At 64.9% G+C, this 26,444-nt stretch carries 29 protein-coding genes and 1 tRNA gene; 15 read left to right on the top strand and 15 right to left on the bottom strand.

What is annotated here, in order from left to right:
• Positions 1-33 precede the first annotated feature (33 nt).
• Entirely contained in the window at positions 34-330 is a 297-nt protein-coding gene (locus MJ122_RS16955; protein WP_239744896.1) for a hypothetical protein, read from the bottom strand.
• Positions 331-547: 217 nt separating this feature from the next.
• Between MJ122_RS16955 and gdhA the strand changes: the two genes are divergently transcribed.
• A complete protein-coding gene (gene gdhA / locus MJ122_RS16950; protein ID WP_239744895.1) occupies positions 548-1,882 on the top strand; it encodes an NADP-specific glutamate dehydrogenase in 1,335 nt (444 codons plus the stop codon).
• Between the two features lie 89 nt (positions 1,883-1,971).
• Here gdhA and MJ122_RS16945 read toward each other — a convergent pair whose 3' ends face one another.
• The 9 genes from MJ122_RS16945 to MJ122_RS16905 form a co-directional block, all read right to left on the bottom strand.
• A complete protein-coding gene (locus MJ122_RS16945; protein WP_239744894.1) occupies positions 1,972-3,003 on the bottom strand; it encodes a cytochrome-c peroxidase in 1,032 nt (343 codons plus the stop codon).
• A gap of 122 nt (positions 3,004-3,125) precedes the next feature.
• On the bottom strand, positions 3,126-3,485 hold the full coding sequence (locus MJ122_RS16940; RefSeq protein ID WP_239744893.1) for a hypothetical protein: 360 nt from the start codon (positions 3,483-3,485) through the stop codon (positions 3,126-3,128).
• A gap of 100 nt (positions 3,486-3,585) precedes the next feature.
• Positions 3,586-4,611, bottom strand: a complete 1,026-nt coding sequence (rtcA, locus tag MJ122_RS16935; protein ID WP_239744892.1) for an RNA 3'-terminal phosphate cyclase — start codon at positions 4,609-4,611, stop codon at positions 3,586-3,588.
• A complete protein-coding gene (locus tag MJ122_RS16930) occupies positions 4,608-5,408 on the bottom strand; it encodes a nucleotidyltransferase domain-containing protein (protein WP_239744891.1) in 801 nt (266 codons plus the stop codon). Before MJ122_RS16930 ends, rtcA begins: the two co-directional genes overlap by 4 nt.
• Before the next feature lie 18 nt (positions 5,409-5,426).
• Positions 5,427-6,005, bottom strand: a complete 579-nt coding sequence (locus tag MJ122_RS16925; protein WP_239744890.1) for a hypothetical protein — start codon at positions 6,003-6,005, stop codon at positions 5,427-5,429.
• Between the two features lie 9 nt (positions 6,006-6,014).
• Positions 6,015-7,235 (bottom strand): RtcB family protein, encoded by a 1,221-nt coding sequence (locus tag MJ122_RS16920; RefSeq protein WP_239744889.1) that lies wholly within the window; start codon positions 7,233-7,235, stop codon positions 6,015-6,017.
• A 14-nt stretch (positions 7,236-7,249) separates the two neighbouring features.
• The gene (locus MJ122_RS16915; RefSeq protein WP_197698139.1) at positions 7,250-7,630 is read right to left on the bottom strand and encodes a zinc-ribbon domain containing protein; all 381 of its coding nucleotides are present in this window, start codon (positions 7,628-7,630) and stop codon (positions 7,250-7,252) included.
• A gap of 31 nt (positions 7,631-7,661) precedes the next feature.
• Positions 7,662-8,804, bottom strand: a complete 1,143-nt coding sequence (locus MJ122_RS16910; RefSeq protein ID WP_239744888.1) for a slipin family protein — start codon at positions 8,802-8,804, stop codon at positions 7,662-7,664.
• A gap of 352 nt (positions 8,805-9,156) precedes the next feature.
• Positions 9,157-9,229 (bottom strand) — tRNA-OTHER (locus MJ122_RS16905).
• Positions 9,230-9,513: 284 nt separating this feature from the next.
• On the opposite strand from MJ122_RS16905, the gene rtcR reads away from it, so the two are divergent.
• Genes rtcR through MJ122_RS16890 form a run of 3 tightly spaced genes read left to right on the top strand, consistent with a single transcriptional unit; the run spans position 9,514 to position 12,654 of the window.
• Positions 9,514-11,124, top strand: coding sequence for an RNA repair transcriptional activator RtcR (gene rtcR / locus MJ122_RS16900; RefSeq protein WP_239744887.1), 1,611 nt, complete (start codon positions 9,514-9,516; stop codon positions 11,122-11,124).
• A gap of 35 nt (positions 11,125-11,159) precedes the next feature.
• Complete coding sequence (locus tag MJ122_RS16895) at positions 11,160-11,729, top strand: NADAR family protein (RefSeq protein WP_239744886.1); 570 nt, start codon at positions 11,160-11,162, stop codon at positions 11,727-11,729.
• Complete coding sequence (locus MJ122_RS16890; protein ID WP_239744885.1) at positions 11,722-12,654, top strand: SMI1/KNR4 family protein; 933 nt, start codon at positions 11,722-11,724, stop codon at positions 12,652-12,654. The genes MJ122_RS16895 and MJ122_RS16890 overlap by 8 nt, the downstream gene beginning before the upstream one ends.
• On the opposite strand, the gene MJ122_RS16885 is transcribed toward MJ122_RS16890, so the two are convergent.
• Together MJ122_RS16885 and MJ122_RS16880 are read right to left on the bottom strand one after the other, a co-directional pair.
• Positions 12,648-14,513, bottom strand: coding sequence for a DUF4105 domain-containing protein (locus tag MJ122_RS16885; RefSeq protein WP_239744884.1), 1,866 nt, complete (start codon positions 14,511-14,513; stop codon positions 12,648-12,650). The two genes, MJ122_RS16890 and MJ122_RS16885, sit on opposite strands and share 7 nt — an antisense overlap.
• 61 nt (positions 14,514-14,574) lie before the next feature.
• Positions 14,575-15,063 (bottom strand): DUF3015 domain-containing protein, encoded by a 489-nt coding sequence (locus tag MJ122_RS16880; protein ID WP_038803701.1) that lies wholly within the window; start codon positions 15,061-15,063, stop codon positions 14,575-14,577.
• Between the two features lie 230 nt (positions 15,064-15,293).
• Between MJ122_RS16880 and MJ122_RS16875 the strand changes: the two genes are divergently transcribed.
• From MJ122_RS16875 to MJ122_RS16850, 6 genes are all read left to right on the top strand, one after another.
• A complete protein-coding gene (locus MJ122_RS16875; RefSeq protein WP_239744883.1) occupies positions 15,294-15,617 on the top strand; it encodes a TraR/DksA family transcriptional regulator in 324 nt (107 codons plus the stop codon).
• Between the two features lie 96 nt (positions 15,618-15,713).
• Entirely contained in the window at positions 15,714-18,221 is a 2,508-nt protein-coding gene (locus tag MJ122_RS16870; protein ID WP_239744882.1) for an ATP-binding protein, read from the top strand.
• Between the two features lie 146 nt (positions 18,222-18,367).
• The gene (locus tag MJ122_RS16865) at positions 18,368-18,709 is read left to right on the top strand and encodes a hypothetical protein (RefSeq protein WP_024763074.1); all 342 of its coding nucleotides are present in this window, start codon (positions 18,368-18,370) and stop codon (positions 18,707-18,709) included.
• A gap of 187 nt (positions 18,710-18,896) precedes the next feature.
• Positions 18,897-19,391 carry a TIGR00645 family protein gene (locus MJ122_RS16860; RefSeq protein WP_017521628.1) on the top strand — a complete coding sequence of 165 codons (495 nt, stop codon included), beginning with the start codon at positions 18,897-18,899 and terminating at the stop codon, positions 19,389-19,391.
• A gap of 125 nt (positions 19,392-19,516) precedes the next feature.
• Positions 19,517-19,813: a DUF6482 family protein gene (locus tag MJ122_RS16855; protein ID WP_088421676.1), complete on the top strand. Its 297-nt coding sequence runs from the start codon at positions 19,517-19,519 to the stop codon at positions 19,811-19,813.
• Between the two features lie 112 nt (positions 19,814-19,925).
• A complete protein-coding gene (locus MJ122_RS16850) occupies positions 19,926-20,543 on the top strand; it encodes an FKBP-type peptidyl-prolyl cis-trans isomerase (RefSeq protein ID WP_239744881.1) in 618 nt (205 codons plus the stop codon).
• A 159-nt stretch (positions 20,544-20,702) separates the two neighbouring features.
• Here the strand turns inward: MJ122_RS16850 and MJ122_RS16845 are convergent, their stop codons facing one another.
• Positions 20,703-20,927 carry a hypothetical protein gene (locus MJ122_RS16845; protein WP_017521625.1) on the bottom strand — a complete coding sequence of 75 codons (225 nt, stop codon included), beginning with the start codon at positions 20,925-20,927 and terminating at the stop codon, positions 20,703-20,705.
• Positions 20,928-21,097: 170 nt separating this feature from the next.
• Positions 21,098-22,066 carry a polyprenyl synthetase family protein gene (locus MJ122_RS16840; RefSeq protein ID WP_088421674.1) on the bottom strand — a complete coding sequence of 323 codons (969 nt, stop codon included), beginning with the start codon at positions 22,064-22,066 and terminating at the stop codon, positions 21,098-21,100.
• A 242-nt stretch (positions 22,067-22,308) separates the two neighbouring features.
• On the opposite strand from MJ122_RS16840, the gene rplU reads away from it, so the two are divergent.
• The 5 genes from rplU (at position 22,309) to MJ122_RS16815 (ending at position 25,928) form a co-directional block, all read left to right on the top strand.
• Entirely contained in the window at positions 22,309-22,620 is a 312-nt protein-coding gene (gene rplU / locus MJ122_RS16835) for a 50S ribosomal protein L21 (protein ID WP_088421673.1), read from the top strand.
• Positions 22,621-22,643: 23 nt separating this feature from the next.
• Entirely contained in the window at positions 22,644-22,901 is a 258-nt protein-coding gene (gene rpmA, locus MJ122_RS16830; protein ID WP_017521622.1) for a 50S ribosomal protein L27, read from the top strand.
• Between the two features lie 159 nt (positions 22,902-23,060).
• A complete protein-coding gene (gene cgtA, locus MJ122_RS16825; RefSeq protein ID WP_088421672.1) occupies positions 23,061-24,281 on the top strand; it encodes an Obg family GTPase CgtA in 1,221 nt (406 codons plus the stop codon).
• 61 nt (positions 24,282-24,342) lie between these two features.
• Positions 24,343-25,461 (top strand): glutamate 5-kinase, encoded by a 1,119-nt coding sequence (gene proB / locus MJ122_RS16820; RefSeq protein ID WP_017521620.1) that lies wholly within the window; start codon positions 24,343-24,345, stop codon positions 25,459-25,461.
• 11 nt (positions 25,462-25,472) lie between these two features.
• Positions 25,473-25,928, top strand: a complete 456-nt coding sequence (locus MJ122_RS16815; RefSeq protein WP_088421671.1) for a CreA family protein — start codon at positions 25,473-25,475, stop codon at positions 25,926-25,928.
• A 151-nt stretch (positions 25,929-26,079) separates the two neighbouring features.
• On the opposite strand, the gene rpsT is transcribed toward MJ122_RS16815, so the two are convergent.
• Positions 26,080-26,349 carry a 30S ribosomal protein S20 gene (rpsT, locus tag MJ122_RS16810; RefSeq protein WP_009617555.1) on the bottom strand — a complete coding sequence of 90 codons (270 nt, stop codon included), beginning with the start codon at positions 26,347-26,349 and terminating at the stop codon, positions 26,080-26,082.
• Between the last annotated feature and the right edge of the window lie 95 nt (positions 26,350-26,444).

Here is a 26,444-nt window from a genome sequence, read left to right as displayed (position 1 = left end):
CCCCGTTTTTTTTGCGGCGCGCGCCGACAGCGGTCAGCGGCTGCGCTTGAGATCGTCCAGGGCGCGCCGCTGTTCCTCCAGCTGGCGCTGCAGTGTGTCGATCTGTCGCGCCTGGTCCTGCAGGGTGCGTTGCTGTTCTTCCAGCTGGCGCGACATGTGTTCCAGGTCGTCGGTGCTGAATTTCGACTTGTGGATCACTTCGCTGTCGAATGTATCCGCCACCACCAGCGCGCCGGATTCGGTGAAATTGCCCAGTTTCATGGCCCCGTGGGCGGGCAGGGCGAGGGTGCAGGTGAGGGCGGCGAGCAGCGCGAGCGGGCGGATGGGCATCATGGGCGTCCTGGTGGTATGAGTTTGTTGAGTGCAACTGTCTATTGATTTTGTATACAAAAATCTGTTTTTCTGCCGGTCCGGCAGAAGTGGGATTTATATTTTTGCACCATAAAGATTCATAAAAGCGTCACGCTGCACTATCTCGGGGCGGCGTGGATTGTTAGAGTCTGCCGGCAAAAAAGCATCACATAATCAGAAAAGTACCGGTGTAGACATGACGCAATCCGTTGACTCGTTCCTCGAGCGCCTCAAGCGGCGCGACCCCGACCAGCCCGAATTCCACCAGGCGGTGGAAGAGGTGCTGCGCTCCCTCTGGCCCTTCCTCGAAGCCAACCCGCATTACCTGCAGGCCGGCATCGTCGAACGCATCGTCGAGCCCGAACGCGCGATCCTGTTCCGCGTGCCGTGGGTGGATGATGCCGGACGAGTTCGGGTCAACCGCGGTTTCCGCATCCAGATGAGCAGCGCCATCGGCCCGTACAAGGGCGGCCTGCGCTTCCACCCTTCGGTGAACCTGGGCGTGCTGAAGTTCCTGGCCTTCGAGCAGGTCTTCAAGAACTCCCTGACCTCGCTGCCCATGGGCGGCGGCAAGGGTGGTTCGGACTTCGATCCCAAGGGCAAGAGCGATGCCGAAGTCATGCGCTTCTGCCAGTCCTTCATGAGCGAACTGTTCCGCCATGTCGGCGCTGACCTCGACGTGCCGGCCGGCGACATCGGGGTGGGGGCTCGCGAGATCGGTTACCTGTTCGGCCAGTACAAGCGCCTGTCCAACGAGTTCACCTCGGTGCTGACCGGCAAGGGCATGTCCTACGGCGGCAGCCTGATCCGCCCGGAAGCCACCGGCTACGGTTGCGTGTACTTCGCCCAGGAAATGCTCAAGGCCCGCGAGAGCGGCTTCGACGGCCAGCGCGTGGCCATCTCCGGTTCCGGCAACGTGGCCCAGTATGCCGCGCAGAAGGTCATGGAACTGGGCGGCAAGGTGATCTCGCTGTCCGATTCCGAAGGCACACTGTTCATCGAGGCCGGCCTGACCCTGGAGCAGTGGGAAGCCGTCATGGAGTTGAAGAACATCCGTCGCGGCCGTCTCAGCGAGATGACCGGCCCCGGCCTGCGTTTCCTCGCCGGCGAACGTCCGTGGTCGCTCGCCTGCGACATTGCGCTGCCCTGTGCCACGCAGAACGAACTGGACGCCAACGACGCGCGCACCCTGCTGGCCAACGGCTGCATCTGCGTGGCCGAAGGCGCGAACATGCCATCGACCCTGGAGGCTGTGGATATCTTCATCGAAGCGGGCATCCTCTACGCGCCGGGCAAGGCCTCCAACGCCGGCGGCGTCGCCACCAGCGGCCTGGAGATGAGTCAGAACGCCATGCGCCTGCTGTGGACCGCCGGGGAAGTGGACCAGCGCCTGCACGGCATCATGCAGAACATCCACCATGCCTGCGTCGCCTATGGCGAGGAGAATGGCCGGATCAACTACGTGAAGGGCGCCAACATCGCCGGCTTTGTCAAAGTTGCCGATGCCATGCTGGCCCAGGGCGTGGTCTGATCGCTGCGCCAGAATGAAGAACGGGCCCATTCGGGCCCGTTCTTCATTCTGCCGGTACAGACGCTCCTGCAGGTCCGGCGTCGATCCGATCAGTCCACCGGCCGTGGCGTGGTCGCGGTGCTAGGCGGCAGCAGCGGGTACTCCACCCGCGGCTGCTTGCCGGTGACGGTCTTGAGGAAGGCAACGATGTCACCGACTTCCTCGGTACTCAGCTGTTTGCCCAGCTGTGCGGTGCCCATGATCGCCACGGCTTCCTCCAGGTCCCAGACCTGCCCGCTGTGGAAGTACGGCGCGGTCAGCGCGATGTTGCGCAGGGGGGCTGCGCGGAACACGTAGGCATCGTTCTGCGTCTTGGTCACCTCGAAGCGGCCCTTGTCGCCAGTGGGCAGGATCTTGCCGTCGGGCTTCTTCACCAGGCCGAACGGGAAGTACGCCTGGCCGCCCAGGTTCACGCCGTTGTGGCAACTGATGCAGCCCGAGCTCATGAAGGTCTGCAAGCCCTTCTTCTCCCTGGCGTCGAGGGCGTTGTCGTCGCCCTTGAGGTAGAGGTCGAAGCGCGAGTCCGGGGTGATCAGGGTCGACTCGAAGGCCTGCAGCGCGCGGGCCATGTTGTCGAAGCTGACCGGTTGCTTGTCGCTGGGGAAGGCTTTGCCGAAGGCGGTGACATACTCGGGCATGCTGCTCAGCGTGGCCTCGACGTTCTTCGGCGTGTTGTGCATCTCCACCGGGTTCTGCACCGGGCCCTTGGCCTGTTCTTCCAGGTCCTTGGCGCGGCCATCCCAGAACTGCGCGACGTTGAACACCGCGTTGAACACGGTGGGTGAGTTGCGCGCGCCTTTCTGCCAGGCGTGGCCGCTGGAAGCGGGCACGTTGTCGGCGCCACCGGTGCCGATGTTGTGGCAGGTGTTGCAGCTGATCACGTGGCTGGCGGACAGGCGCGGTTCGAAGAACAGTTGCCGGCCCAGTTCGATCTGGTTGGGGTCGAGCTTGTCGCTGGCCTGCTCCGGGATGGGCTTGAAGAGGCTGTTGGCGTTGTCGCGCAGGACGTCGGCATTCGCTTGCGCCGCCGCGGTGCTCACGGCCAGCAGCAAGCTGCCCAGCGCCAGTTTGATGGGCTGCATGTGGAGTCTCCTTGTTTCAGGCTTTGGTTTCTTCTGAGTTCAAGGAGAGGCGATGGGCTGCGGGGGAGGCTTGACCGAAATCAAACGGGCGTTCATGCCGTCTGTGGAATGTTGCCGCAGTCTCAGTTCCCCCGCAGGGCTTGGCCGAGCGCGCGGTCCTTCTGCTGTTGCCAGTCGCGGTCCCGGTCGCTGTTGCGCTGTTCTTCGTACTGCTGGCGTTCCTGGCTTACGCGCATGGCCTGGCATTGCTGGAAGCCGTCGTTCCAGCCGAGGGCATACTTCGGCTCGCCCAGGTAGCGCGGCACGTTCTTGCGGAACTCGCCGGTAATCGCGCCGGCCGCCTGGCGACCGCTGCCACAGCCATCGTCATAGCCGTCGGCATAGGCGGGCGGGTAGCCCTGGGCAAGGAGGTTTTCGTGGGTGGTTTCGCAGCCGGCGAGCAGCGCGGCGCAGAGCAGGATCAGGGTGGCGCGGTGCGCCATGGAAGCTCCCGTGTACCGATAAGGCGGGCACACGCGCCGGCAGGAAGCGCCACTCGAGGTGACATGGCGCGACTCTAGCCAGCGGTTGGTGAGAAAAGCGTCAAGCCGGCGTGATGCGGATGTGCTGGCCTGATGCAGGCTTTGCCAGGCAGTCGATGTGCACGGGCAGGAAGGCTTCGATCACCGCGCGATTGCTCAGCAGATGATCGCTCAGCACCGGCGTGGTGAAGCTGCCACCTCCGGCCAGCGCCATGGGCAGCAGCAACTGGTCGGCAAGGTGTTCCTCGACGCTGGCGCCGCTGCGGCGCCACTCATCAGCCTGGCGCAATGCCTGGCTGGCAATGCGCTCGGCGCTGATCCCGGATTGACCGAAGGCACAGAACACCAGGGTCAGGTGCTCGCACTCGACTTCCAGCAGCAAGGCGTTGCCCGGCCCCTGATCTTCCGGCAGACGGACGACCCGAGCGGATGCCGCGTGCCAATCCTGATGCCGTTTCACCTTCTCCAGCTCGCGATCCCCGACATGACCGGGAATGGCCGCGAGCAGGGCGCGGGCCGAGCGCGAAAGCACGGCGCCGGCTTGCGGCAGATGCAGCGGCTGCAACTCGCCGGGCTCCACCCGCATCTGCAGTTCGCCGCCGCCGGCCGGCATGAAGCCATGGCGCAGCAATTCGAAGTTCACCTTCGCGCCCATGCGCCGCAGCAGTGGCAACCAGCTGCGCTCGATGAAGTCCGCCGGTGGCGCGAGCGGATTGTGCGTACCGCCGCTGATCGCCAGGCTGCTCGGCCCATCGGCAAACAGCAGGGCTGGTAGCAGTGTCTGTAAGACCAGCACGGCGCTGCCCGCGCTGCCGATGGCGAAACGGTAGTCGCCGCCGCGAATCGCACCGGGGCGGAAGGTCAGGCTGCGCGAACCCATCTCGTCGCCTTCCAGCGCCGCGCCGCAGATTTCCGCCGCCGCGCGCACGGCCGTCAGGTGCTGACGCAGCAGCCCCGGCCGCGAACGCCGGCCACGGATGTTGACGATGCGCAGCCCTTTGCCGGTGATCATCGACAGGCTCAGCGCGCTGCGCAGGATCTGCCCGCCACCTTCGGCGCCGTCGAGTTCGATCAGATGCTTGTTCATCGTGCGTACTTCCTCACCTGCTCGCACAGGAAGCTATCCAGACGCTCCGTGTCGCGGCAGCCGCCGCGCAGGGCGCCAAGGGTTTCCGCGCGTTGCAGTTCTTGCTCGATCAGCCGGTGCAGGGCCGGGCGTGCCGGGCCGTATTCGGCCTCGACCGCCTGGCGCTTGAGCACCAGCAGTTCCTCGACTTCGGCGCGCTGCGCAGCATCGTCGAGCGTTGCCTCCATCAATGTCTCGAAGACCATCGGCGGCATGCCGAGGCCCTGGTCGATCCAGCGCACCGCCAGCAGCGGGCGCAATACATAGAGGTATTTCTTGTAGCGAACCTCCTCGCCCTGCAGATAGCCACGGAAGTTCTTCTTCGCCATCGACAGGTAGTGCGCCCGCGCAGCGGCGGGCGAGTAGAAGTCCCGCGCCAGTTGGCGCAGACCGTCGGTCGCCGCCGATTCGCTGCGGTACACCAGCGGCGAGTCCAGCCACTCCAGCAGTGTCGGGTTGGACTTGCGCAGCAGTCGCAGCGTCTTGCGCAGCTCCCAGCCGCTGAGGTCCAGCTCGTCGGTCAGCGGGCGCTCCAGCACGTCGCGCGATTCCTCCACGCGCAGGTACCAGTCCGGTTGATGCACATAGACGAAGCGTACGTCGTAGTCGCTGTCCGGCGAGGCGAAGCCCCAGGCGCGGCTGCCCGATTCACACGCGTAGAGCACGGTGACGCCTTGCTCCTGCTCCAGTCGTTTCAATTCTTCCAGGACCCGTTCGCGCATGGCGGCGGGGAGTGGATGTCGTTCGTCCCTGTTCATGGGGTATTCCTTGTTCTTTCAGTCCGTCGCGCTGGCGGCCAGCGCGGACAATGTTCGTCGTCGCGGGTTGTACAGGGTGAGGCACCAGATGCCCCACCATTCCTTGCCGTCATCGAAGTAGCAGCTCCAGTGGCTGCGGTGGGGTTCGGCATCGCCGTCGCCCACCCAGTCGAGTACCTGCAGGCCTTCGTCCGGGTACAGCCGCAGCACCTGCAGCCATTCGCGGAAGTCCGCTACCTGCAGCTGGGTGCCGTAGGGCGGGTCGCGGAAGGCGCGGCACAACGGGCCGTCGTCGCGGGCCAGTTCGCGCACTGCCTCGATGCCGAGTACCTGCGGGCGGGCCCGGGTGAGCTCCGGCGTCAGGTCCGGCCAGCACTGCTTGGCATAGCGGGCGTCCTTGGCGATCAGCTCCAGTCGCCACAGCCGTGCGCGCTCGTTGATCGTCTCGAACAGCATCTGCAACGCCCGGCGATGCTCCGCTTCGCCGGGGATGGCGGTCGGGTCGAGTGTCAGCACGCGGAAGTCGAAGACGCAGCCCGCCTGTTCCAGGCGGGCGCGCAGCGCTTCCGTGCGCTGGTTTTCCATGGGTTGCAGCATGTCCTTACCTCATCCTTTCACGCACACCACCTGACGCAGGGTATGCAGCACTTCCACCAGCTCGCGCTGGGCGTCCATCACGGCGTCGATGTCCTTGTAGGCCATCGGGATCTCGTCGATCACGTCCTTGTCCTTGCGGCATTCGACGTGGGCGGTGGCGCGCACCTGGTCTTCGACGCTGAACAGCTTCTTGGCCTTGGTGCGGCTCATGGTCCGCCCTGCGCCGTGGCTGCACGAGCAGAACGCCTCTTCGTTACCCAGGCCGCGGACGATGAAGCTCCTGGCGCCCATCGACCCCGGAATGATGCCGAGCTGGCCCTTCTGCGCGGACACCGCGCCTTTACGCGTTACCAGTACCTCTTCGCCGAAGTGACGTTCCTTCTGCACGTAGTTGTGGTGGCAGTTCACCGCTTCCAGGCTGGCTTCGAACGGCTTGCGGATGACCTGTCGCGCCGCCGCAATCACCGCGCGCATCATCAGTTCGCGGTTCTGCCGGGCGAAGTCCTGGGCCCAGCCCACGGCTTCGACGTAGTCGTCGAAGTGCTGGCTGCCTTCTTCGAAGTAGGCCAGGTCACGGTCCGGCAGGTTGGCGATGTGCTGGCGCATATCGGCCTGGGCCAGTTCGATGAACAGGTTGCCGATGGCATTGCCCACCCCGCGCGATCCGCTGTGCAGCATGAACCAGACGCGGTTGGCCTCGTCGAGGCAGACCTCGATGAAGTGGTTGCCGGTGCCGAGGGTTCCCAGGTGCTTGCGGTTGTTGGTCTTCTCCAGTTTCGGGTACTTGTCGGTAATCACCTTGAAGCGCCCGGCCAGCGCGCGCCACGCGTCGTCGGCATGCTCGGGCACGTCCTCCCAGGCGCCCTGGTCGCGGCGGCCGAAGGTCTTGCCGTGGGGCACGGCCTTCTCGATGGCGCTGCGCAGGCCGTGCAGGTTATCCGGCAGGTCCGAGGCCACCAGCGAGGTGCGCGCGGCGATCATGCCGCAGCCGATGTCCACGCCGACGGCGGCCGGAATGATGGCGCCCCGGGTGGGGATCACGCTGCCGATGGTCGATCCCTTGCCCAGGTGCACGTCCGGCATCACGGCCAGGTGCTTGAAGATGAAGGGCATCTTCGCGGTGTTCATCAGTTGCTGCTTGGCGTCTTCTTCCACCGGCACGCCCTGGGTCCAGAGCTTGATCGGTTTGCCGTTGGCGACTTCCAGCAGTTGGAAGGTCTTGGTGTTCATGTTCTGACTCTCTTCTATTGCGTGGCGAGCTGGTCGGAAGCAGGTTGTGCCCGGCCATCGCGAATGCGTTTGTTCAAGCGACAGGTGCGGCAGCGTATCGCTGTAGAGAACACCTGTCCCTGACAGTCCTCGTACCACCACTTCTGCTGGGCGGCGGTCCAGGTCTGCTCGGCGCCGCAGTCGTGGCAGGTGAATGCCTGGTCTTCGTACCAGCCTCGGCGCACGAACAGCGGGTCGCCGTAGCTGTTGTAGGGCGCCAGGTTCGAGCGGTTCACCGGCAAGCTGCCAGGCGGTGCCAGGCGGCTTTTGGGCTGCCTGGCCCGCTCGGCTTTCCAGGCCTTGCGTCGCTCGCGCTTCTGGCGGATTTCCATGCGGCGCTGCTTGTTGCTCTTCACGGTGCCATCTCCTGAGCCGGACAGGCCCTGTTCAGGCCTGCTTCAGCGTTACCAGTCCATTCAATACCTGATCCAGGCCACCGAATACCGAGATGCGGTCGATTCGTTCGGCCACCCGTTCCAGGGTTTCCAGCTCTTTCAGGCGCAGGGCGGTGGGGTTGTCTTCCATCACCTTGGCCGTGTTCAGCAGCGAGCGGGTCGCCGAGGTTTCTTCGCGGCGGCGGATCACATTCGCTTGCGCGGCCTTCTCCGCCTCCACTACCTGGGCCAGCAGGGTCTTCATCTCGCCCGGCAGGATGATGTCGCGCACACCCAGGCCGCTGACCTCGATGCCGGTGCCCGGCAGCCGCTCCTTCAGGTACGCGCTGACCGAGTCGTCGATGAGCTGCTTGTTCTCCAGCAACTCATCCAGCGAGCGGGTGCCCACCGCCGCGCGCAGGCCGAACTGCAGCTCGCGGTAAAGGTGCTCCAGCGGCTTGGACAGGCTGGAAAACGCCGTCAGCACATCGCTGTAACGCCAGTTGGCGGCCAGGTTCAGGCGCAGGCTCACCTTGTCGCGGGTAAGGATTTCCTGCCCGCTGACTTCCAGCGCCTGGATCCGCGTATCGATCAGCTCCACGCTCACCTGACGGTTGTAGCGCCAGAAGCCGTACTGGCCCGCCGGCAGCAACTCGACCACCGCACCGTCGACCTTCAGCACGCCGACCTGGTAGGCCGGCACCAGGGTCACCAGCAGCGCTTCGACACCGATCACGCTGCGGCCGCGCAGGTTGCCCTGCATCTGTTGCAGCAGCGCCGGCGCGACGCGGTACTCCTGGCTCAGGTCGATGCGCTCCAGGCGCTGCTCGGTCTGGCCCTTCCAGTACAGCCGACGGCTGCCCGGTGCGAGGATTTCCGCCAGCACGCCGTCTTCGAAGCGCAGGCCGGCCTCGTTCTCGGCCAGGTCCATGCGGGTGAAGTAGCGTTCGACCAGCGCCGGTTCCGACTGGCGCAGGTAGCCGGCCAGGCGGTGCTCGAACAACGGGGTGTTCAGGCTGAAGGTTTCCACGCTCAGGCGGTTGTACAGGTCCAGGTGGCGGTGGATGCCTGGTTCGAGGATCGCCAGGAAATCGCCCTCGGAGTACAGCAGGCCGCGTTCGTTCTTCTTCACGGTAAAGCGCTTCAGCAGTTTCATTTCGTTCTCTTCCTTCTTCTCTTTGTCCTTGGGTGCCGGTGTTCGCCGGCCCGTCGGGTGGCGAGGCGGGGGCCTGCGAGAGCCAGGTGCTGTGGACGTCCTGTCCATCAAGCCGAATCCATCGGCCAGCACTTGCCTTGTCGCGGGCCCGGTCCTCGTACCGGGCGGGCCGGCGGTGGCTTCGGGTCCCTGGCGTATCCGGCCTTCCTGGCCGCTTTGCGCCTGTCCCGTCGCCCACCGGCGGGGTGTTGCCTTCATGAGTAGCTGCCGTGGGAGGGCAGTGTTCGAGCGGGAGTCGAACCCGCGACAGGCCATTCCTTCGATGGCTGCTCTACCGGACTGAGCTATCGAACGGCGCGGGCAGGATTCGAACCTGCGACGGCTCCCTCGGAGGGGAGTGCTCTACCGGGCTGAGCTACCGCGCCATCGACCGTGACTGCTGCAGCGGCATGCACGAAGCCGACACCAGGGGTGGGCTCGGGCACCGGCGGGAGTTGAAGTCCCTGCCCGTGGGCTGCATCAGCGATGCGGTCGAGGGAGATATAGCGAGGGGCGTGCCAGGTTTGTTTTGGAAAGATGGTTATATTCATAAGTCACTGATAGATAGGGGTTTAATTATTTTTATCCTGTTCCTTTTCGATTGCCCTGGTTGGCCGGTAAGGAGATTTTTAGATATCCTGGGATCGTTATTTATCTTGATGGATAAAAGATGAAAGCCAAGAAAACCGTCGCCATCGGCTTCCTCGGTTCGACCCTGGATCGCGTCGGCAAGGGCGCGGCGCGCTGGCAGAAATGGCGGCCCACGGTCGGCCTGTGCCAGCAGCAGGACCTGCTGATCGACCGCCTGGAACTGATCCATGGGCTGGATGCGCGGGATATCGGGCTGGCCGAGCGCATTGCCGCCGACGTGCGGCATATCTCCCCGGAAACCGAGGTGCGCCTGCAGCCCATGGCGCTGCGCAACCCGTGGGATTTCGAGGAGGTGTATGGCGCGCTGCACGATTTCGTCGGCGGTTACGCCTTCGATACCGAGCGCGAGGACTACCTGGTGCACATCACCACTGGCACCCACGTCGCGCAGATCTGCTGGTTCCTCCTGACCGAGGCGCGCTACCTGCCGGCGCGGCTGGTGCAGGCGTCGCCGTCGCGGCGCAAGGACGAGGCGCGGCATCCGGAAGGGACGGTGGCGGTCATCGACCTCGACCTGTCGCGCTATGACCGCATCGCCACGCGCTTCCGCCGTGAGCAGGAAGAAAGCCTGGCCTTCCTCAAGTCCGGCATCGCCACGCGCAATGCCGAGTTCAACCGCTCCATCGAACAGATCGAGCGGGTGGCCGGGCGCTCCCGCGCGCCGATGCTGCTGATCGGCCCGACCGGCGCCGGCAAGTCCTTCCTCGCTCGCCGCGTGTACGAACTCAAGCGTGCACGGCACCAGTTCCAGGGCCGTTTCGTCGAGGTGAACTGCGCGACCCTGCGCGGCGACGGCGCCATGTCCGCGCTGTTCGGCCATATCAAGGGTGCCTTCACCGGTGCGCAGAACGCCCGTGAAGGCCTGCTGCGCGCGGCCGATGGCGGCATGCTGTTCCTCGACGAGATCGGCGAACTGGGTCTGGATGAGCAGGCCATGCTGCTCAAGGCCATCGAGGAGAAGCGCTTCTTCCCGCTGGGCTCGGACCGCGAGGTGGGCAGTGACTTCCAGCTGATCGCCGGCACCCACCGCGACCTCCGTGAGCGCGTGGCTGAAGGCCTGTTCCGCGAGGACCTGTTCGCCCGCATCAACCTCTGGACCTTCGACCTGCCGGGGTTGGCCGGGCGCCGCGAGGACATCGAGCCGAACATCGATTTCGAACTGGAGCGCCACGCCCGCGAGCAGGGCCGCCTGGTGCGCTTCAACCGCGAGGCCCGCACGCGCTACCTGGCCTTCGCCAACTCGGCGCAGGCGTTGTGGAGCGGCAACTTCCGTGAGCTGTCGGCGTCCATCACCCGCATGGCGACCCTGGCCGACAGCGGTCGGATCGACGAGGCGCTGGTGGAAGAAGAGGTCGGCCGGCTGCGCCGCTCCTGGGGCGCTACCCGGGCCCGGAGCCCGCTGGATCCTCTGCTGGGGGAGGGCGCCGAGACGCTGGACCTGTTCGACCGCCTGCAACTGGAAGCGGTGATCGACGTCTGCCGGCAGGCGCGCAGCCTGTCCGATGCGGGCCGCCAGCTGTTCGCCGTTTCGCGCCAGGAGAAGCAGAATCCCAACGACGCAGACCGCCTGCGCAAGTACCTGGCACGCTTCGGTCTGGACTGGGCCGGCATCACTGGCGGGGTGCGCTAGAATCGGCGTTTTTGGGTAGCGGCAAGGAGCCGATCATGGAAGATGCGATGAGCGTCGAGCAGTTGTGCCGACGCATCGAGGCCGGCGAAGCGTTCAAGTATGTTTACTTCTGGGGGCATCGCCCGAAGCATGCCGTGGAAGTCGACAAGAGCTGCTTCAGCCAGTGGTTCGAAGCGGACTTCGAGATCGACGGAGTGACCTACCGCAGCGCCGAGCATTGCATGATGGCCGCCAAGGCCCGGCTGTTCGACGACGAAGCGGCGCTGGCGCGGATTCTCGCGGCGCGCACGCCGGCCGAGGCGAAGTCCATCGGCCGCGAGATCCGCGGCTTCGACGAGGCAGCGTGGAATGCCGAGCGGCTGGGCATCGTCACCCGCGCCAACCACGCCAAGTTCGGGCAGAACGCCGACTTGCGCGAGTTCCTGCTGGGTACCGGTGATCGCGTGCTGGTCGAGGCCAGTCCGGTGGATGCCATCTGGGGCATCGGCCTGGCGGCCGATCACCCCGACGCGGGCAACCCGGCGCGTTGGCGCGGGCTGAACCTGCTGGGCTTCGCCCTGATGAGCGCGCGCGCTGCGCTGCGCCAGGAGAGCGGCGATGCCTGAGTTCACGTCTGCTCAGCAGCAATTGCTGCGCGACCACCGCCTGGCCTGGTTCGCCGGGCGCATCATCCACGACGCGCAGCCGCCAATCAGTGATGCCCAGCTTGCAGAGGTCCAGCTGCGCCTGGGCAGCCAGCTGCCGCCCGAACTGGTCGCCCTATGGCGCTGCGCCTTCGGTGGCCGGCTGGATTACGAACTGTGCGTGGACTACGACGGCCACCTGCATCCCTATTCCTTCAATGAGCTGTTCTACCCGGACAGCGACGGTTACCACGACCTGTGGGGCTGGCTGGAGCATGAACAGGAGTGCGCCGAAGAAGTCGCCGACGAGAATGGCGAAGAATGGAATGGTCGCGTGGGCTTCCTGCCCATCGGTGGTTTCGAGTACCTGGAGCGGGTCTACGTCTGCGTCGAGCCGGAAGAGTTCGGCGCCATCTACGCTTGGAGCCGCGCCTTGCCGCCAGCCTGGCCGCTGCGTTTGCACGAGGATGCACTGACCCGGGTGGCCGACGACCTGTACGGCCTGTTCGCGTTGCTGGGCTTCGATGAAGACCCGTTCGTAGAGGGCGCGGATGCCGGGCAGGAGTTGCTCGAGGCCTTGGATGAACTGGCCGCCGCGGGCGCCGAGGGCGAAACGCTGGCGCGGCTTCTGCACGATTCGCTGCGGCCGTTGGTGCGTGACTGGCGCATGGCACTGGAGCAGGGACGCCTCGCCGCGGAACCAGAGCTGCAACGCCTGGCCCTGATGCATGCAGTGCGCAGCGGCGATATCGCCTTGCTGGAGCGGCTGCGCGACCTGGGCTGCGACCTCGGCCGGCTGTTAACCGGCGGTGGTAATGCGCCGGTGCATGCGCGCGTGATGCAGCACGATGCCCTGGTGCAATGGTTTGCCGCCCAGGGCATCGCGGAGCGCCAGCTGGATCAGTAGTGGTACCAGCGCAGCTCCAGCATCACTTCGTTGCGCGGGCTGGCTTCATGGCTGAACTCGCGTTGTGCCGACAGACGCAGACCGAGGTTGCGGCCTAGTTCCACCTGCTGGCCGAAGCTCAGGGTGCGGCGTACTTCGCCGTTGTGGAAGTAGTCGCCCTTGCCCTCGAGGCTGAGGTTGCCCAGCGGGTTGCTCCACAGCACGCCGGTGTCGAAGCCCATGGCCGGGGCGAGGGCGGCGGCGAAGTCCTGGTTGTTCTCCAGGCGCGCAGTGCCCAGGGCGTAGGCCTGCAGATCGTCGCTGAGCTTCCAGCTGCCGCCGGCGCCGCCGTTGAGGTGGCCGACCAGGGTGTCATGGTCGTTGTCGCTGTGCTTGCCGATCACCCGTTCCCAGCCGCCGGCGACCTGCCAGGACAGCGGTTTCAGCAGCTCGTTGCGCGGCGTCATGGAGCGGATGGTGACCAGGTCCAGCTGTTGCAGTTGCCAGCGATTGCCCTCGTACTGGCGCAGCTTGAGCTGGCCGATCTCGATCTGTGCGCCGAGGGGGAAGCCGTAGGCGTTGTCGTCGAGGTCGTGGTAGGCCATGCGCAGGCCGTACTGGGCGAAGGCTTCGCCATCGCGGCTGCCGGCGCCCAGTTGCCAGGTGCGTGACTCGTGGCCGTTCTCCGGCTGCCCGGGGCGTTCCACGTCCAGTGCTGGCGGCGGGTTGCGGTTGATCGCCTTGAGCAGGTTGTAGCTGCGCGAGGCGGTGGACTGGTCGCGTTCCTGGCCAGTGGCGCGGTAGCGCACCAGGCGGAAGGCGGTGTCCTGTACCAGTGCCTGGCGGTCGGCGGGCAGGGCGGCGAATTCGGGGCTCTGCAGCTGGTTGTCGTCATCGGCGATGCTTCGCGCCAGCACCTTCTCGTCGTGGCTCAGCGGTTCGCCGCGGGCCAGCAGCTCACGCTCGCGGGATGGACGATAGTCCACCCGGTCGATCAGTCCGGCGTCCTTCACCGCGCGCACCGTATCGGTAGGGATGGCAGTGATCGGGAAGTGGTCGGTGAGCTCGGTGCCGGGGCGGGCGATCTCCAGCAGCTCCAGCAGGCGGAACGAGCAGTTCTCGTCGAAGAAGTAATACTTGAAGCGGATCTGCTTCAGCTCCCAGACGTGCTCGACCATGCGCGCGGTTTCTTCCGGCGTCAGGTTCAGGCGGTACTCCCAGAGGTCGCGGTTCTCCAGGCGACTGTACTCGGAGAGCTTCTCGCGGTAGGGCACCAGGGCGAACAGGCCGGGGTAGCCGCCCATCAGGCCTTTCCAGGCATAGAGGATGCTGTTGTCCATGCCCTCGATGTAGGCACCGAAGTTGAGTGCGTAACTGAGCAGGGCAGTGTTGTCGGAGTCGACGTCGGCCTGGTCGATGCGCAGCAGGGTGTGGCCGAACATCGAGGACGGGCTGTTCAGGTAGGCGGCCGGGAACACCAGCACGGCGCTGTGCGGGTTGATGTCCTGGTACCAGGTGGTGAATTCCTTGCACTCCACAGTCGGCAGGTCGTCGAGCTGCAATTGCTGGCGCAACCAGCGGGTGCGCGCCGGGTAAACGCATTGGGCGTGCTTGTCGCCCAGGCTGGCCGGGGCGTAGAGGGCCTTCACGGTGGCGGTCAGTTCGGATTCCGGATGGCGGTCTCCGTCCTTGGCGAGGAAGAACTTCGGGTCGTCGACGAAGCTGCGCCAGCCTCCGAGCTTGGCGTGCTCGTAGTGTCCCAGGGCGAGCCAGTAGGGCTCGTTGGCCAGGCTTTGCAGGCGTTGTGGGTCGATCGCCGGCGAAGCCAGCAGTGGGGTGCAGGCGCACAGCGCCATCCAGGGCAACAGGCGTTTGGGCATCGAGTGGGCTACTGGGAGGGAAGGGTGAGCCCGCCCGGAGTGGGCGGGCTCGCGTCGGCCGTCAGGCCTGTTCGGCGTACTTGGCCAGGGTGCTGTCCTGCTTCAGGACGGCCTGGGTGTTGGCGTAGACGTCCTCGGCGGTGACGTCGGACTTGTTGAAGATCTGCGCGAAGTGCTCGTGGGTGACCTGGGCGAAGTGTGCGCGATCCTCGGGCTTCACGCCCAGTACCACGGCGTAGGTGGTCAGTGCTTCGCCGTCACCCTTGGCCATGTCCTCGGACAGCTCGTCCATCATGCTGCTGAGCACGATCATCGGCTTGCCGCCGTAGGTCAGCGCACCGTTGGTGTGGCAGCCGTTGGTGCCGGTGGTCATGCCGAAGGTGTTGTTGCCGCTGGTGCCGTTGGTGGTGGCGGCCAGGACGTGGGTGGCGGTGCCGCGCTGGCCCTTGAACAGCATGTTGCCCCAGCCGCAGCCGTCGCTGCCGGGTGCATCGGCGAGGGCGCTCAGGGAGGCGGTGGCGAGGAGGGTACCGAGCAGAATCCTTTTCATCGTTTTTCTCTCTTTTTGAGGTCGGGGACCGGTGAACAGTCGCTGACAGCAAAACAGCGCCTGTCAGAGCTTTTCTCCAATGCCTTGCGGGTGTCAAGGCAACCGCTGCCGCAGGCAGTATGGCCGAGCCGGTCTCGGCAGGCCCGGATGATCCGCAGTTGATCGGCATCAGCGGCGGAAGTGTTGGAACCGACCACACTTGAATCAGTTCCCCTTGCGAGGAAGTAGTCATGGTCGATTTCGATCCACGGCCAGCGCTGGACCAGTTGGCGGCCGAATATTCCAAACGCGCCGAAGCCATCCGCCGCGACCTCGGCCGCAGCCATTCGCCGGACTTCGCCGAGCAGGCCCAGCAGCGGCAGAACGACGATGTGCTGCGCGCCCTGCTGGCCGAGGCGGAGGCCGGCATGCGCCTGGTGGGCCTGGCGCGGCTGCGCCTGGCTGACGGCACCTATGGCGAGTGCGTGCGTTGCGGCGAACTCATCGAGGAGCGCCGTTTGCGCGCATTGCCGGCGGCCGAGCACTGCCTGCGCTGCGCCGATGCGGTGGACTGAAACTGTCACCAATACTGCCTTGCCAGTGGCGCGCGGGCGGCGCGAGAATGCGGACGAATCTCCGCGGCCTCGCGCCGCCCGAAGCAAGGACCTCCAATGCCCGATTCCGTTGCTGCCGGCCTGCGCCTGGCGCCCGATGAACTGACCCGCCCCTTCTCCCCCGAACAGTTTCCCTTCAAGACTACCGAAGAACTGGAGCCTTTCCTGGGCGTGCTCGGACAGGAGCGCGCGGTCGAGGCGCTGCAGTTCGGCGTGGCGATGCCGCGCCCGGGTTACAACGTGTTCGTCATGGGCGAGCCGGGCACCGGTCGCTTCTCCTTCGTACAGCGTTACCTGAAGGCCGAGGGGAAGCGCCTGCCGACGCCGGCCGACTGGGTCTACGTCAACAATTTCGATGATTCGCGCGAGCCGCGTGTGATCGAGCTGCCACCGGGCAGCGCCGCCGAGTTCGGCACCGACATCGACCACCTGATCGACAACCTGCTGTCCACCTTCCCTTCGGTGTTCGAGAACCCGGCCTACCAGCAGAAGAAGAGCGCCATCGACCGCGCCTTCAACCAGCGCTATGACAAGGCCCTGGACACAGTCGAACGCCTGGCGCTGGAGAAGGAAGTCGCCCTGTATCGCGACAGCGCCAACATCGCCTTTACCCCGATGAAGGACGGCAAGGCGCTGGACGAGGCCGAGTTCGCCCAGTTGCCGGAAGAGGAGCGGGAGCGTTTCCACGCCGACATCGCCGATCTGGAGGAACACCTCAACGAGGAGCTCTCCAGCCTGCCGCAGTGGAAGCGCGAGTCCAGCAACCAGCTGCGCCAGCTCAACGAGGAAACCATCACCCTGGCGCTGCAGCCGTTGCTGGCGCCGCTGGTGGAGAAGTACAACAACAATTCCGGCGTCAGCGCCTATCTGCAGGCCATGCAGCTCAACCTGCTGAAGACCGTGGTCGACCAGCTGGTGGACGCCGAGCGCACCGACCCGCAACGCAAGCAGAGCCTGGAGGAGCAGTACGCGCCGAACCAGGCGATCGGCCACCACGCCACCAGTGGCGCGCCGGTGGTGTTCGAGTCGCACCCGACCTACGACAACCTGTTCGGCCGCATCGAGTACGCCTCCGACCAGGGCGCGCTTTACACCAGCTACCGCCAGCTACGCCCCGGTGCGTTGCACCGCGCCAACGGCGGCTTCCTGGTGCTGGAGGCGGAGAAGCTGCTCAGTGAGCCGTTCGTCTGGGATGCGCTCAAGCGCGCGCTGCAATCGCGCCAACTGAAGATGGAGTCTCCCCTGGCCGAACTCGGCCGCCTGACCGCCATGAGCCTGACGCCCCAGGTGATCCCGCTGAACCTCAAGGTGATCATCATCGGCTCGCGGCAGATCTACTACACGCTGCAGGACCTCGACCCGGACTTCCAGGAGATGTTCCGCGTGCTGGTGGACTTCGACGAGGATATCCCGCTCGCCGAGGACAGCCTCGAGCAGTTCGCCCAGTTGCTGAAAACCCGCACCTCCGAGGAAGGGCTGGCGCCGCTGACCCGCGAGGCCGTGGCGCGCCTGGCGACCTACAGCGCCCGACTGGCCGAGCACCAGGGCCGCCTCTCGGCACGTATCGGTGACCTGTTCCAGCTGGTCAGCGAAGCGGACTTCATCCGCCAGCTGGCCGGCCAGGAAGTCACCGACCTGGGCCACATCGAGCGGGCCCTGAAAGCCAAGGAGACCCGCACCGGCCGCGTGTCGGCGCGGATTCTCGATGACATCCTCGCCGGCATCATCCTGATCGACAGCGAAGGCGCCGCGGTGGGCAAGTGCAACGGCCTGACCGTGCTGGAAGTCGGCGACTCCGCCTTCGGCATGCCGGCGCGTATCTCCGCCACCGTCTACCCGGGCGGCAGCGGCATCGTCGACATCGAGCGCGAGGTCAACCTCGGCCAGCCGATCCACTCCAAGGGCGTGATGATCCTTACCGGTTACCTCGGCAGCCGCTACGCCCAGGAGTTCCCGCTGGAGATTTCCGCGAGCATCGCCCTGGAGCAGTCCTACGGCTACGTGGATGGCGACAGCGCCTCGCTGGGCGAGGTCTGCACGCTGATCTCCGCGCTGTCGCGCACGCCGCTGCGGCAATGCTTCGCCATCACCGGCTCGATCAACCAGTTCGGTGAAGTGCAGGCGGTCGGCGGGGTCAACGAGAAGATCGAAGGCTTCTTCCGCCTCTGCGAGGCACGTGGCCTGACCGGCGAGCAGGGGGTGATCATTCCGCGCGCCAACGTCGCCACCCTGATGCTCGACGAACGCGTGCTGCAGGCGGTGCGCAACGGCCAGTTCCACATCTACGCCGTACGTCAGGCCGACGAGGCGCTGAGCCTGCTGGTCGGCGAGCCGGCCGGTGCGCCGGACGCCAACGGCCACTTCCCCAAGGGCAGCGTGAACGCCCGTGTCGTCGAGCGCCTGAAGGAAATCTCCGAGCTGGGCATGGACGAGGAAGAGAAGGAAAAGCCGGCCAAGGAGCCTGCTGCCGCCAAACCCGCCAGCAAGCCGAAGGCGGAGAAAGTGCCGGTGGAAAAAGCTCCCGTAGAGAAAGAGCGCGCCCGCAAGAAGAAAGACGCCGACTGAGTACAACCATGGCAGGGCGCCGGCCGGGGCATTCTTCCGGCGCCATTTTCACGCCGTTGTCCGCAAGATGGCCGGATAAATCCGCACTTTCGCGTGTCGGAACCTGGGTGTAGTCTCGAACTCAGGACAACCGCGAGGGTGCCGCCATGCCGCGTAACCTCTGCCTTATCCGCCCCTGTCTGGGGCTGACCACGCGCATCGAGTGCGAGATCAGGCCGCTGGCCGGAGAGAATGGACTCTGGACCTTGTTGTGTGCCGCCGGCATGTCCGGCGCGCAGCCCACCGCCATCAAGGCGCAGGGCCCGTTCTGCGGGCCTTTCGTGGCCGAAGGCGTGCTTGAGGCGATTTCCGACTGCCTGGCCCAGCAGGGCTATATCGTGGCAGACGATCCCCCCATCTGGCAGTTGCACCTGCAGGGCGAACTGCGTCGCCTCAACGGCGAGCGGTCGCGCCATGTCGGCAACTTCCAGTTCCGCCCCGAAGGTTAACGGCGCGGTTGCGCAGTCTCTGCACGAACCGCTGAAGGTCACGGGGCGCCAGGTCGCTACGGTTTCATACCGTGGCCGCCCAGCTATTTATCCACAGACATATTTATCCATAGAAAGCCGGGATAACTGGTAAAAGCCATCCGCTATACTGCGGCGGCCCCTTCCCAACGACCTTCCCGCGAGAACCATGGAACGCTTCGTCGAAAACTCCCTGTACGCCGCGCGCTGGCTGCTGGCGCCGATCTACATCGGCCTGTCGCTGGCCCTGCTGGCGCTGACCATCAAATTCTTCCAGGAAATCTTCCACATCCTGCCCAGCATCTTCAGCATCGCCGAGGCGGACCTGATCCTGGTGCTGCTGTCGCTGATCGACATGGCGCTGGTCGGCGGCCTGCTGGTGATGGTGATGTTCTCCGGCTACGAGAACTTCGTGTCGCAGCTGGATATCGACGAAGGCAAGGAAAAGCTCAGCTGGCTGGGCAAGATGGACGCCAGTTCGCTGAAGAACAAGGTGGCTGCCTCCATCGTGGCGATCTCCTCGATCCACCTGTTGCGCATCTTCATGGACGCCAAGAACATCGAAGACAACAAGCTGATGTGGTACGTGATCATGCACCTCACCTTCGTCCTCTCGGCCTTCGCCATGGGCTACCTGGACAAGGCCACGCGCCACGACCACTGAGGCGCTGCTGCGTCATCCCCGCCGCCCGGCCGTTGCAAAACGGACGGGCGGTTGCGTTTTCGGCTTGCGGTGGGCGCCTGCTGGTCAAGACTTCTGCGTGGATCAACCCGCAGGAGGTGCAACACATGAATCTGCAGGAACTGACCAGCCGCTCCGTTGCCGGCGACATCGACGAAATCAACCTGGTGTCGCTGGAGGGTGACATCTATGTGCTGGAAGCCCGCATGGGCGCGCGCTTCTACCCGGTCCAGGATGACGCGGGGCATGTCATCAGCGTGCGCTCTGTCACTCATGCGCGCCAGGTGTTGCGCGCGCTTCCGCCACTGCCGTTCCATCTGGTGCATGCGGTGGTACACGACGAGATGTGCGGCATGCTCGATGAGCGCGATATCGGCGCCGGCGTGACCATGCCGCTGCGCTAGTTGCGCGCGTTGCGTTGGGCCTGACCTGCCGCGCGAGGCTCGCGCGGTGGGGGAGGCGGTGCATCTGTGCTAGGCTGGCGGCCCTTTTTTGAACCCCCAGCGGAGCGCCGCGATGAGCGAACTCAACCTTTCCACCGACGAAGGCCGTGTCAGCTACGGCATCGGCCGTCAGCTGGGCGACCAGCTGCGCGAGAACCCGGTTCCGGGCATGACCCTAGACGCCATTCTGGCCGGCCTGTCCGACGCCTATGCCGGTGCCGAAAGCCGCGTTCCGGGCGAAGCCCTGTCCGCCAGCTTCCAGGTGATCCGCGAGCGCATGCAGGCTGAGGCCCAGGCGAAAGCCGAAGCCGCTGCCGGCGTGGGTCGCGAATACCTTGTGCAGAACGCCAAGCGTGAAGGCGTGACCGTCCTGCCGTCGGGCCTGCAGTACGAAGTACTGAGCACTGGCGAAGGCGCCAAGCCGTCCCGCGAAAACACCGTGCGGACTCACTACCACGGCACCCTGGTCGACGGTACCGTCTTCGACAGCTCCTACGAGCGCGGCCAGCCGGCCGAATTCCCGGTGGGCGGTGTGATCGCCGGCTGGGTCGAGGCGCTGCAACTGATGAATGCCGGTAGCAAATGGCGTCTGCATGTGCCGAGCGAGCTGGCCTATGGCGGCCAGGCCGTCGGCAGCATCCCGCCGCACAGCGTGCTGGTGTTCGACGTCGAGCTGCTGGAAATCCTCTGATTCCCGAAGGTTCGCTGCGCAGTGCCATCCCTGGCGACTGCGCAGGAAAAGGGGCGCTCAGGCGCCCCTGCGTGCATCCGCCTCCCGGGCGGCGGAGCACCGACGGCGCATCCGGCGTCGCCGTAAATCCGAATGCATGCGCTCCTACAGGCGCCGCCCTCAGCGCAATGCGCGGGCGTAACAGAACAGGAACAGGTTGCGCACCAGTTCCTTGAGCACTCCCGGCTCGCTGGTAGACAGCTCCGAGAGTTCCAGGCCGCCCTGTTCGCGCAGCTCGTCCAGGGCCTCTTCCTCCAGCACCGCGCAGACTTCCCCGGTGTCCCGATGCAGGATGCGCAGGTAGGGGTGTGGGCGATCCAGCCAGGCGTCGATCATATAGGTCATGGCGTATTCCTCCGTGCAGACTATTTAATGAGAATAATTCTTATTATCTCAATAGCAAGCCTGAATTGGAAAAAATTTCGCGCAGGTGACCCTCTGTTGTTCCCGATCAAGGGACAGGCAACAAAAAGCCCGCCGCGGCGAGCCGGGGCGGGCTTTTGCGAAACGGCGGATCAGTGCGTGCGGGCGACCGAGAACTCAGCCAGCTCGATCAGCGCGGCGCGGTATTCGTTGTCCGGCAGCGCCTGGAGGTGTTCGATGGCGCGGGCGGCATACTCGCGAGCCAGGTTGGCGGTGTAGTCCAGCGCACCTGCGGCTTCCACGGCGGCGCGGATGCCTTCCAGGTCCTGGCTGCCGCCCTGCTGGATGGCCTTGCGCACCAGCGCGGCCTGTTCCGCAGTGCCGTCGCGCATGGTGGCGATCAGCGGCAGGGTGGGCTTGCCTTCGGCGAGGTCGTCGCCAACGTTCTTGCCCAGGCTGGCGGCGTCGCCGCGGTAGTCGAGCAGGTCATCCACCAGTTGGAAGGCGATACCCAGGGCGTCACCGAACAGGCGCAGCGCCTCGGATTGCTCCGGCTGGGCTTTGGCCAGCGCGGCGGCGCTGTGGGTGGACGCTTCGAAGAGCATCGCGGTCTTGCCGCGGATGACCTCCATGTAGGTTTCCTCGGTGGTGCTGGCGTCGCGGACCTTGGACAGCTGCAGCACTTCGCCTTCGGCGATCACGCGGGTGGCCTGGGAAATGATGCGCATGACCGGCATGGAGCCCAGCTCGACCATCATTTCGAAGGAGCGCGCATAGAGGAAGTCGCCCACCAGCACGCTCGGCGCGTTGCCCCACTGGGCGTTGGCGGTGGCGCGGCCGCGGCGCAGGCCGGAGGCGTCCACCACGTCGTCGTGCAGCAGGGTGGAGGTATGCAGGAATTCGATGGTGGCGGCCAGCAGCTTCAGGTCATCGCCCGAATAGCCCAGGGCCTTGCCCGAGAGGAGCACCAGCAGCGGGCGCAGACGCTTGCCGCCGGCGGAGATGATGTAGTCGCCGATCTTTTCCACCAGGGGAACGCGGGAAGTGAGTTGGCGACGGATGATGCCGTCGACGGCGGTGAAGTCGTCCGCCACCACGCGATAGAAAGCCTGGGGTTGCATTAAAGACAGCGCTCCTCGTAGATTGCGCGGCATGCTAGGTGGCGCGGGGAAGGCCTGTCAAGGCGAGGCCCCATGGGGCTTGATCCGCGCGGGGGCTTTGCGTACAATCGCGGCCCCGAACTTCCCTGGCATATCCTGCCTTACGCAATTGCACGGGCGTCCTTTCCGGCCCCATGCAGCCATGCCGACCGATTCCTCTTTCTATAAAGCGTCGGGTGAGCAGGTCTAACGGAGACATCCAGATGTACGCAGTAATTGTTACTGGTGGCAAGCAATACAAAGTCACCGAAGGCGAATTCCTCAAGGTCGAGAAACTCGACGTCGCCACCGGCGAAGCGATCAACCTGGATCGCGTTCTGCTGGTCGCCAATGGCGATGACGTCAAGATCGGCCTGCCGGTGGTAGAGGGCGCGAAAGTGACTGCAGAAGTGGTTTCCCACGGTCGTCACGATAAAATCCGCATCATCAAGTTCCGCCGCCGCAAGCACCACATGAAGCGTCAGGGCCACCGCCAGTGGTTCACTGAAATCAAGATCACCGGCATCCAGGCCTAATTCCTCTTCAGGAGAATTGACTCATGGCACACAAAAAAGCTGGCGGTAGTACCCGCAACGGCCGCGACTCAGAAAGCAAACGCCTTGGCGTGAAGCTGTTCGGTAGCCAGGCTGTGAAAGCAGGCAACATCATCGTGCGTCAGCGCGGTACCCAGTTCCACGCTGGCTACGGCGTTGGCATGGGTAAGGATCACACCCTGTTCGCTAAAGTCGACGGCGTGATCAAGTTCGAAGTGAAAGGCGCCTTTGGCCGTCGCTATGTAAGCGTCGTCGCTGCCTAAGCGAGCTCTCACTGAAAAAGCCCTGTCTCGCGACGGGGCTTTTTTGTTTCTGGCGTTTCCAGGCGTGGTGCTGTCGGTTCGGGCGTTTGCGCGGACTTGGCTGTATCCTATGCTCCTTTTCTTATTTTCAACCCGCCAGCTCGGCGGGAGGCGTTCGCAATGAAATTCGTCGACGAAGTATCCATCCACGTGAAAGCCGGTGACGGCGGCAACGGCCTCATGAGCTTCCGCCGCGAGAAGTTCATCGAGAAAGGCGGTCCCAACGGCGGTGACGGTGGCGACGGCGGCTCGGTGTACCTTGAGGCCGACGAGAACCTGAACACCCTGGTGGACTACCGCTACACCCGTCGTTTCGACGCCCAGCGCGGCGAGAATGGCGGCAGCAAGGACTGCACCGGCGCCAAGGGTGAGGATCTCATCCTGCCCGTGCCGGTCGGCACCACCATCATCGATGCCAATACCCAGGAGATCATCGGTGACCTGACCGCTGCCGGTCAGCGCATCATGGTTGCCCAGGGCGGCTGGCATGGACTGGGCAATACCCGCTTCAAGTCCAGTACCAACCGTGCGCCGCGCCAGACTACGCCGGGTAAGCCTGGTGAGGCGCGCGACCTCAAGCTGGAGCTGAAGGTTCTGGCGGACGTCGGTCTGCTCGGCCTGCCGAATGCCGGCAAGAGCACCTTCATTCGTGCGGTATCCGCCGCCAAGCCGAAGGTCGCCGACTATCCCTTCACTACCCTGGTGCCAAACCTGGGCGTGGTCAGCGTTGGTCGCTTCAAGAGCTTCGTGGTTGCCGATATCCCCGGTCTGATCGAGGGAGCCGCCGAGGGCGCCGGCCTGGGTATCCGCTTCCTCAAGCACCTGGCGCGCACTCGCCTGCTGCTGCATATCGTCGACATGGCGCCGCTGGATGAAAGCGATCCGGCCGATGCTGCGGAGACCATTGTCCACGAGCTGGAGAAATTCAGCCCGGCCTTGACCGAGCGTGACCGCTGGCTGGTGCTGAACAAGATGGACCAGATCCTCGAGCCCGAGGAGCAGGAGCGTCGCAAGCAGGCCGTGGTCGAGCGCCTGGGCTGGGAAGGTCCGGTCTATGTGATCTCCGCCCTGGAACGTGAAGGCACCGAGAAGCTGAGCCAGGACATCATGAAGTACCTCGACGAGCGCACCCTGCGTATCGAGGAAGAGCCGGCCTATGGCGAAGCCCTGGCGGCCCTGGATCAGCGCATCGAAGACGAGGCTCGTGCCCGTCTGCAGGCCCTGGATGACGCCCGTGCGCTGCGTCGCTCCGGCCTGAAGAATGTCGACGATGTGGATGACGATGATTTCGAGGATGACGAAGACGACGGCGATGGGCCGGAAATCTTCTACGTGCCTTGATCGGGGCGGCGCCTGCCGGTCCGGATGAAACGTGTGAAGCCTGACTTCTAAGGTTGAGGGTATGCGTGAGAAGGTCACTGGCGCCAAGCGCTGGGTAGTCAAGATTGGCAGTGCGTTGCTGACCGCCGATGGTCGCGGTCTGGATCGCGACGCCATGGCGGTATGGGTCGAGCAGATGGTCGCGCTGCATTGCGCGGGCGTCGAGCTGGTGCTGGTGTCCTCGGGCGCCGTAGCGGCGGGCATGAGTCGCCTGGGCTGGGTTGCCCGACCGAGTGACATGCACGAGTTGCAGGCGGCTGCCGCAGTGGGGCAGATGGGGCTGGTGCAGGCCTGGGAGTCCAGCTTCGGCGTGCACGGCCTGCAGACCGCGCAGGTGCTGCTGACCCATGACGACCTGTCCGATCGCAAGCGCTACCTGAACGGGCGCAACACCCTGCGCACGCTGGTCGATCTCGGCGTCATCCCGGTCATCAACGAGAATGACACCGTGGTCACCGACGAGATCCGCTTCGGCGACAACGATACCCTGGCGGCGCTGGTGGCCAACCTGGTCGAGGCTGACCTGCTGGTGATCCTCACCGATCGCGACGGTATGTTCGATGCCGACCCGCGCAACAACCCTGACGCCCAGCTGATCTTCGAAGCTCGTGCCGATGATGCGGCGCTGGATGCTGTGGCAGGCGGTACCGGTGGTGCGCTGGGGCGCGGTGGCATGCAGACCAAGCTGCGCGCGGCACGCTTGGCCGCGCGCTCCGGTGCGCACACCGTCATCGTTGGTGGTCGTATCGAGCGCGTGCTGGACCGCCTGCGTGTCGGTGAGCGTCTCGGTACGCTGCTGACTCCCGAGCAGAGCCGCAAGGCGGCGCGCAAGCAGTGGCTGGCTGGCCACTTGCAGATGCGCGGCACGCTGGTGCTCGATGATGGTGCGGTGAAGGCGGTCGCCCAGGATCACAAAAGTCTGCTGCCGGTCGGCGTGAAAGCCGTGCAGGGCAGTTTCCGTCGTGGCGAGATGGTGGTTTGCGTGGATCAGCAGGGGCGGGAAATCGCCCGTGGTCTGGCGAACTACAGTGCGCTCGAGGCGCAGAAGATCATCGGGCAGCCGACCGACGCCATCGAGGGTCTGCTGGGCTATGTCGATGGTCCGGAGCTGGTGCACCGCGACAACCTGGTGCTCGTCTGAGGAGATTGTCCATGCGCAAGGGATTGATGGCGGCGCTGATGCTGCTGCCAGTGCTGGCCCGGGCCGACGTGGTTGGCGAGGTGTCCACTGTCTTCAAGTGGGTCGGGCCGAACGACAAGATCGTCGTCGAGGCTTTCGATGATCCGAAGGTACAAGGCGTCAGCTGTTACCTGTCGCGCGCCAAGACCGGCGGTGTGAAAGGTGGGCTGGGCCTGGCGGAGGATCGCGCCGAGGCGTCGATCTCCTGTCGCCAGGTCGGGCCGATCCGCTTTGCGGGTGAGCTCAAGGATGGCGAGGTGGTTTTCCAGCAGCGCACGTCGCTGGTATTCAAGACCATGCAGGTGGTGCGCTTCTTCGACAGGAAGCGCAATGCGCTGGTCTATCTGGTCTACAGCGACCGGGTGATCGAGGGCAGTCCGCAGAATGCGGTCACGGCGATCCCGATCATGCCGTGGCCTGAGAAGTAAGATAAGAAGGGGAGGGGCGGGTGACCGCCCTTTCTTTTTGCCTGCGGGCTTTTCGTCGGCAGAGAAGGTGAGCCTGTGGATAACGGCTTGCTGAAGAAATCGCAGGCAATAAAAAACCGGCCCTGGGGCCGGTTTTTCGAGAACGGAACGCTTACGCGGTGGCCAGGGCCTTCACGTGGGCGTTCAGGCGGCTCTTGTGACGAGCAGCCTTGTTCTTGTGGATGATGCCTTTGTCAGCCATGCGGTCGATGACCGGTACAGCGGCAACCAGAGCGGCCTGGGCCTTCGGCAGGTCCTTGGCGTCGACTGCTTTGACTACGTTCTTGATGTAGGTACGAACCATGGAACGCAGGCTGGCGTTGTGGCTGCGACGCTTCTCAGCCTGTTTGGCGCGTTTTTTGGCGGAAGGTGTGTTGGCCACCGTCGAGCTCCTCGAAGAAAACTTGGGATGTTGCGAATAAATTAAGGCCGCGAATAATGCCGTTGCATCAAGGCCTTGTCAAGGGTATGCGCGGC

This window comes from Pseudomonas sp. DP-17 (assembly GCF_022380625.1).
Taxonomy (GTDB): Bacteria; Pseudomonadota; Gammaproteobacteria; order Pseudomonadales; family Pseudomonadaceae; genus Pseudomonas; species Pseudomonas nitroreducens_A.
Note: the sequence above shows the minus strand (reverse complement) of the source record. Positions and strands in the feature narration are given on the sequence as shown.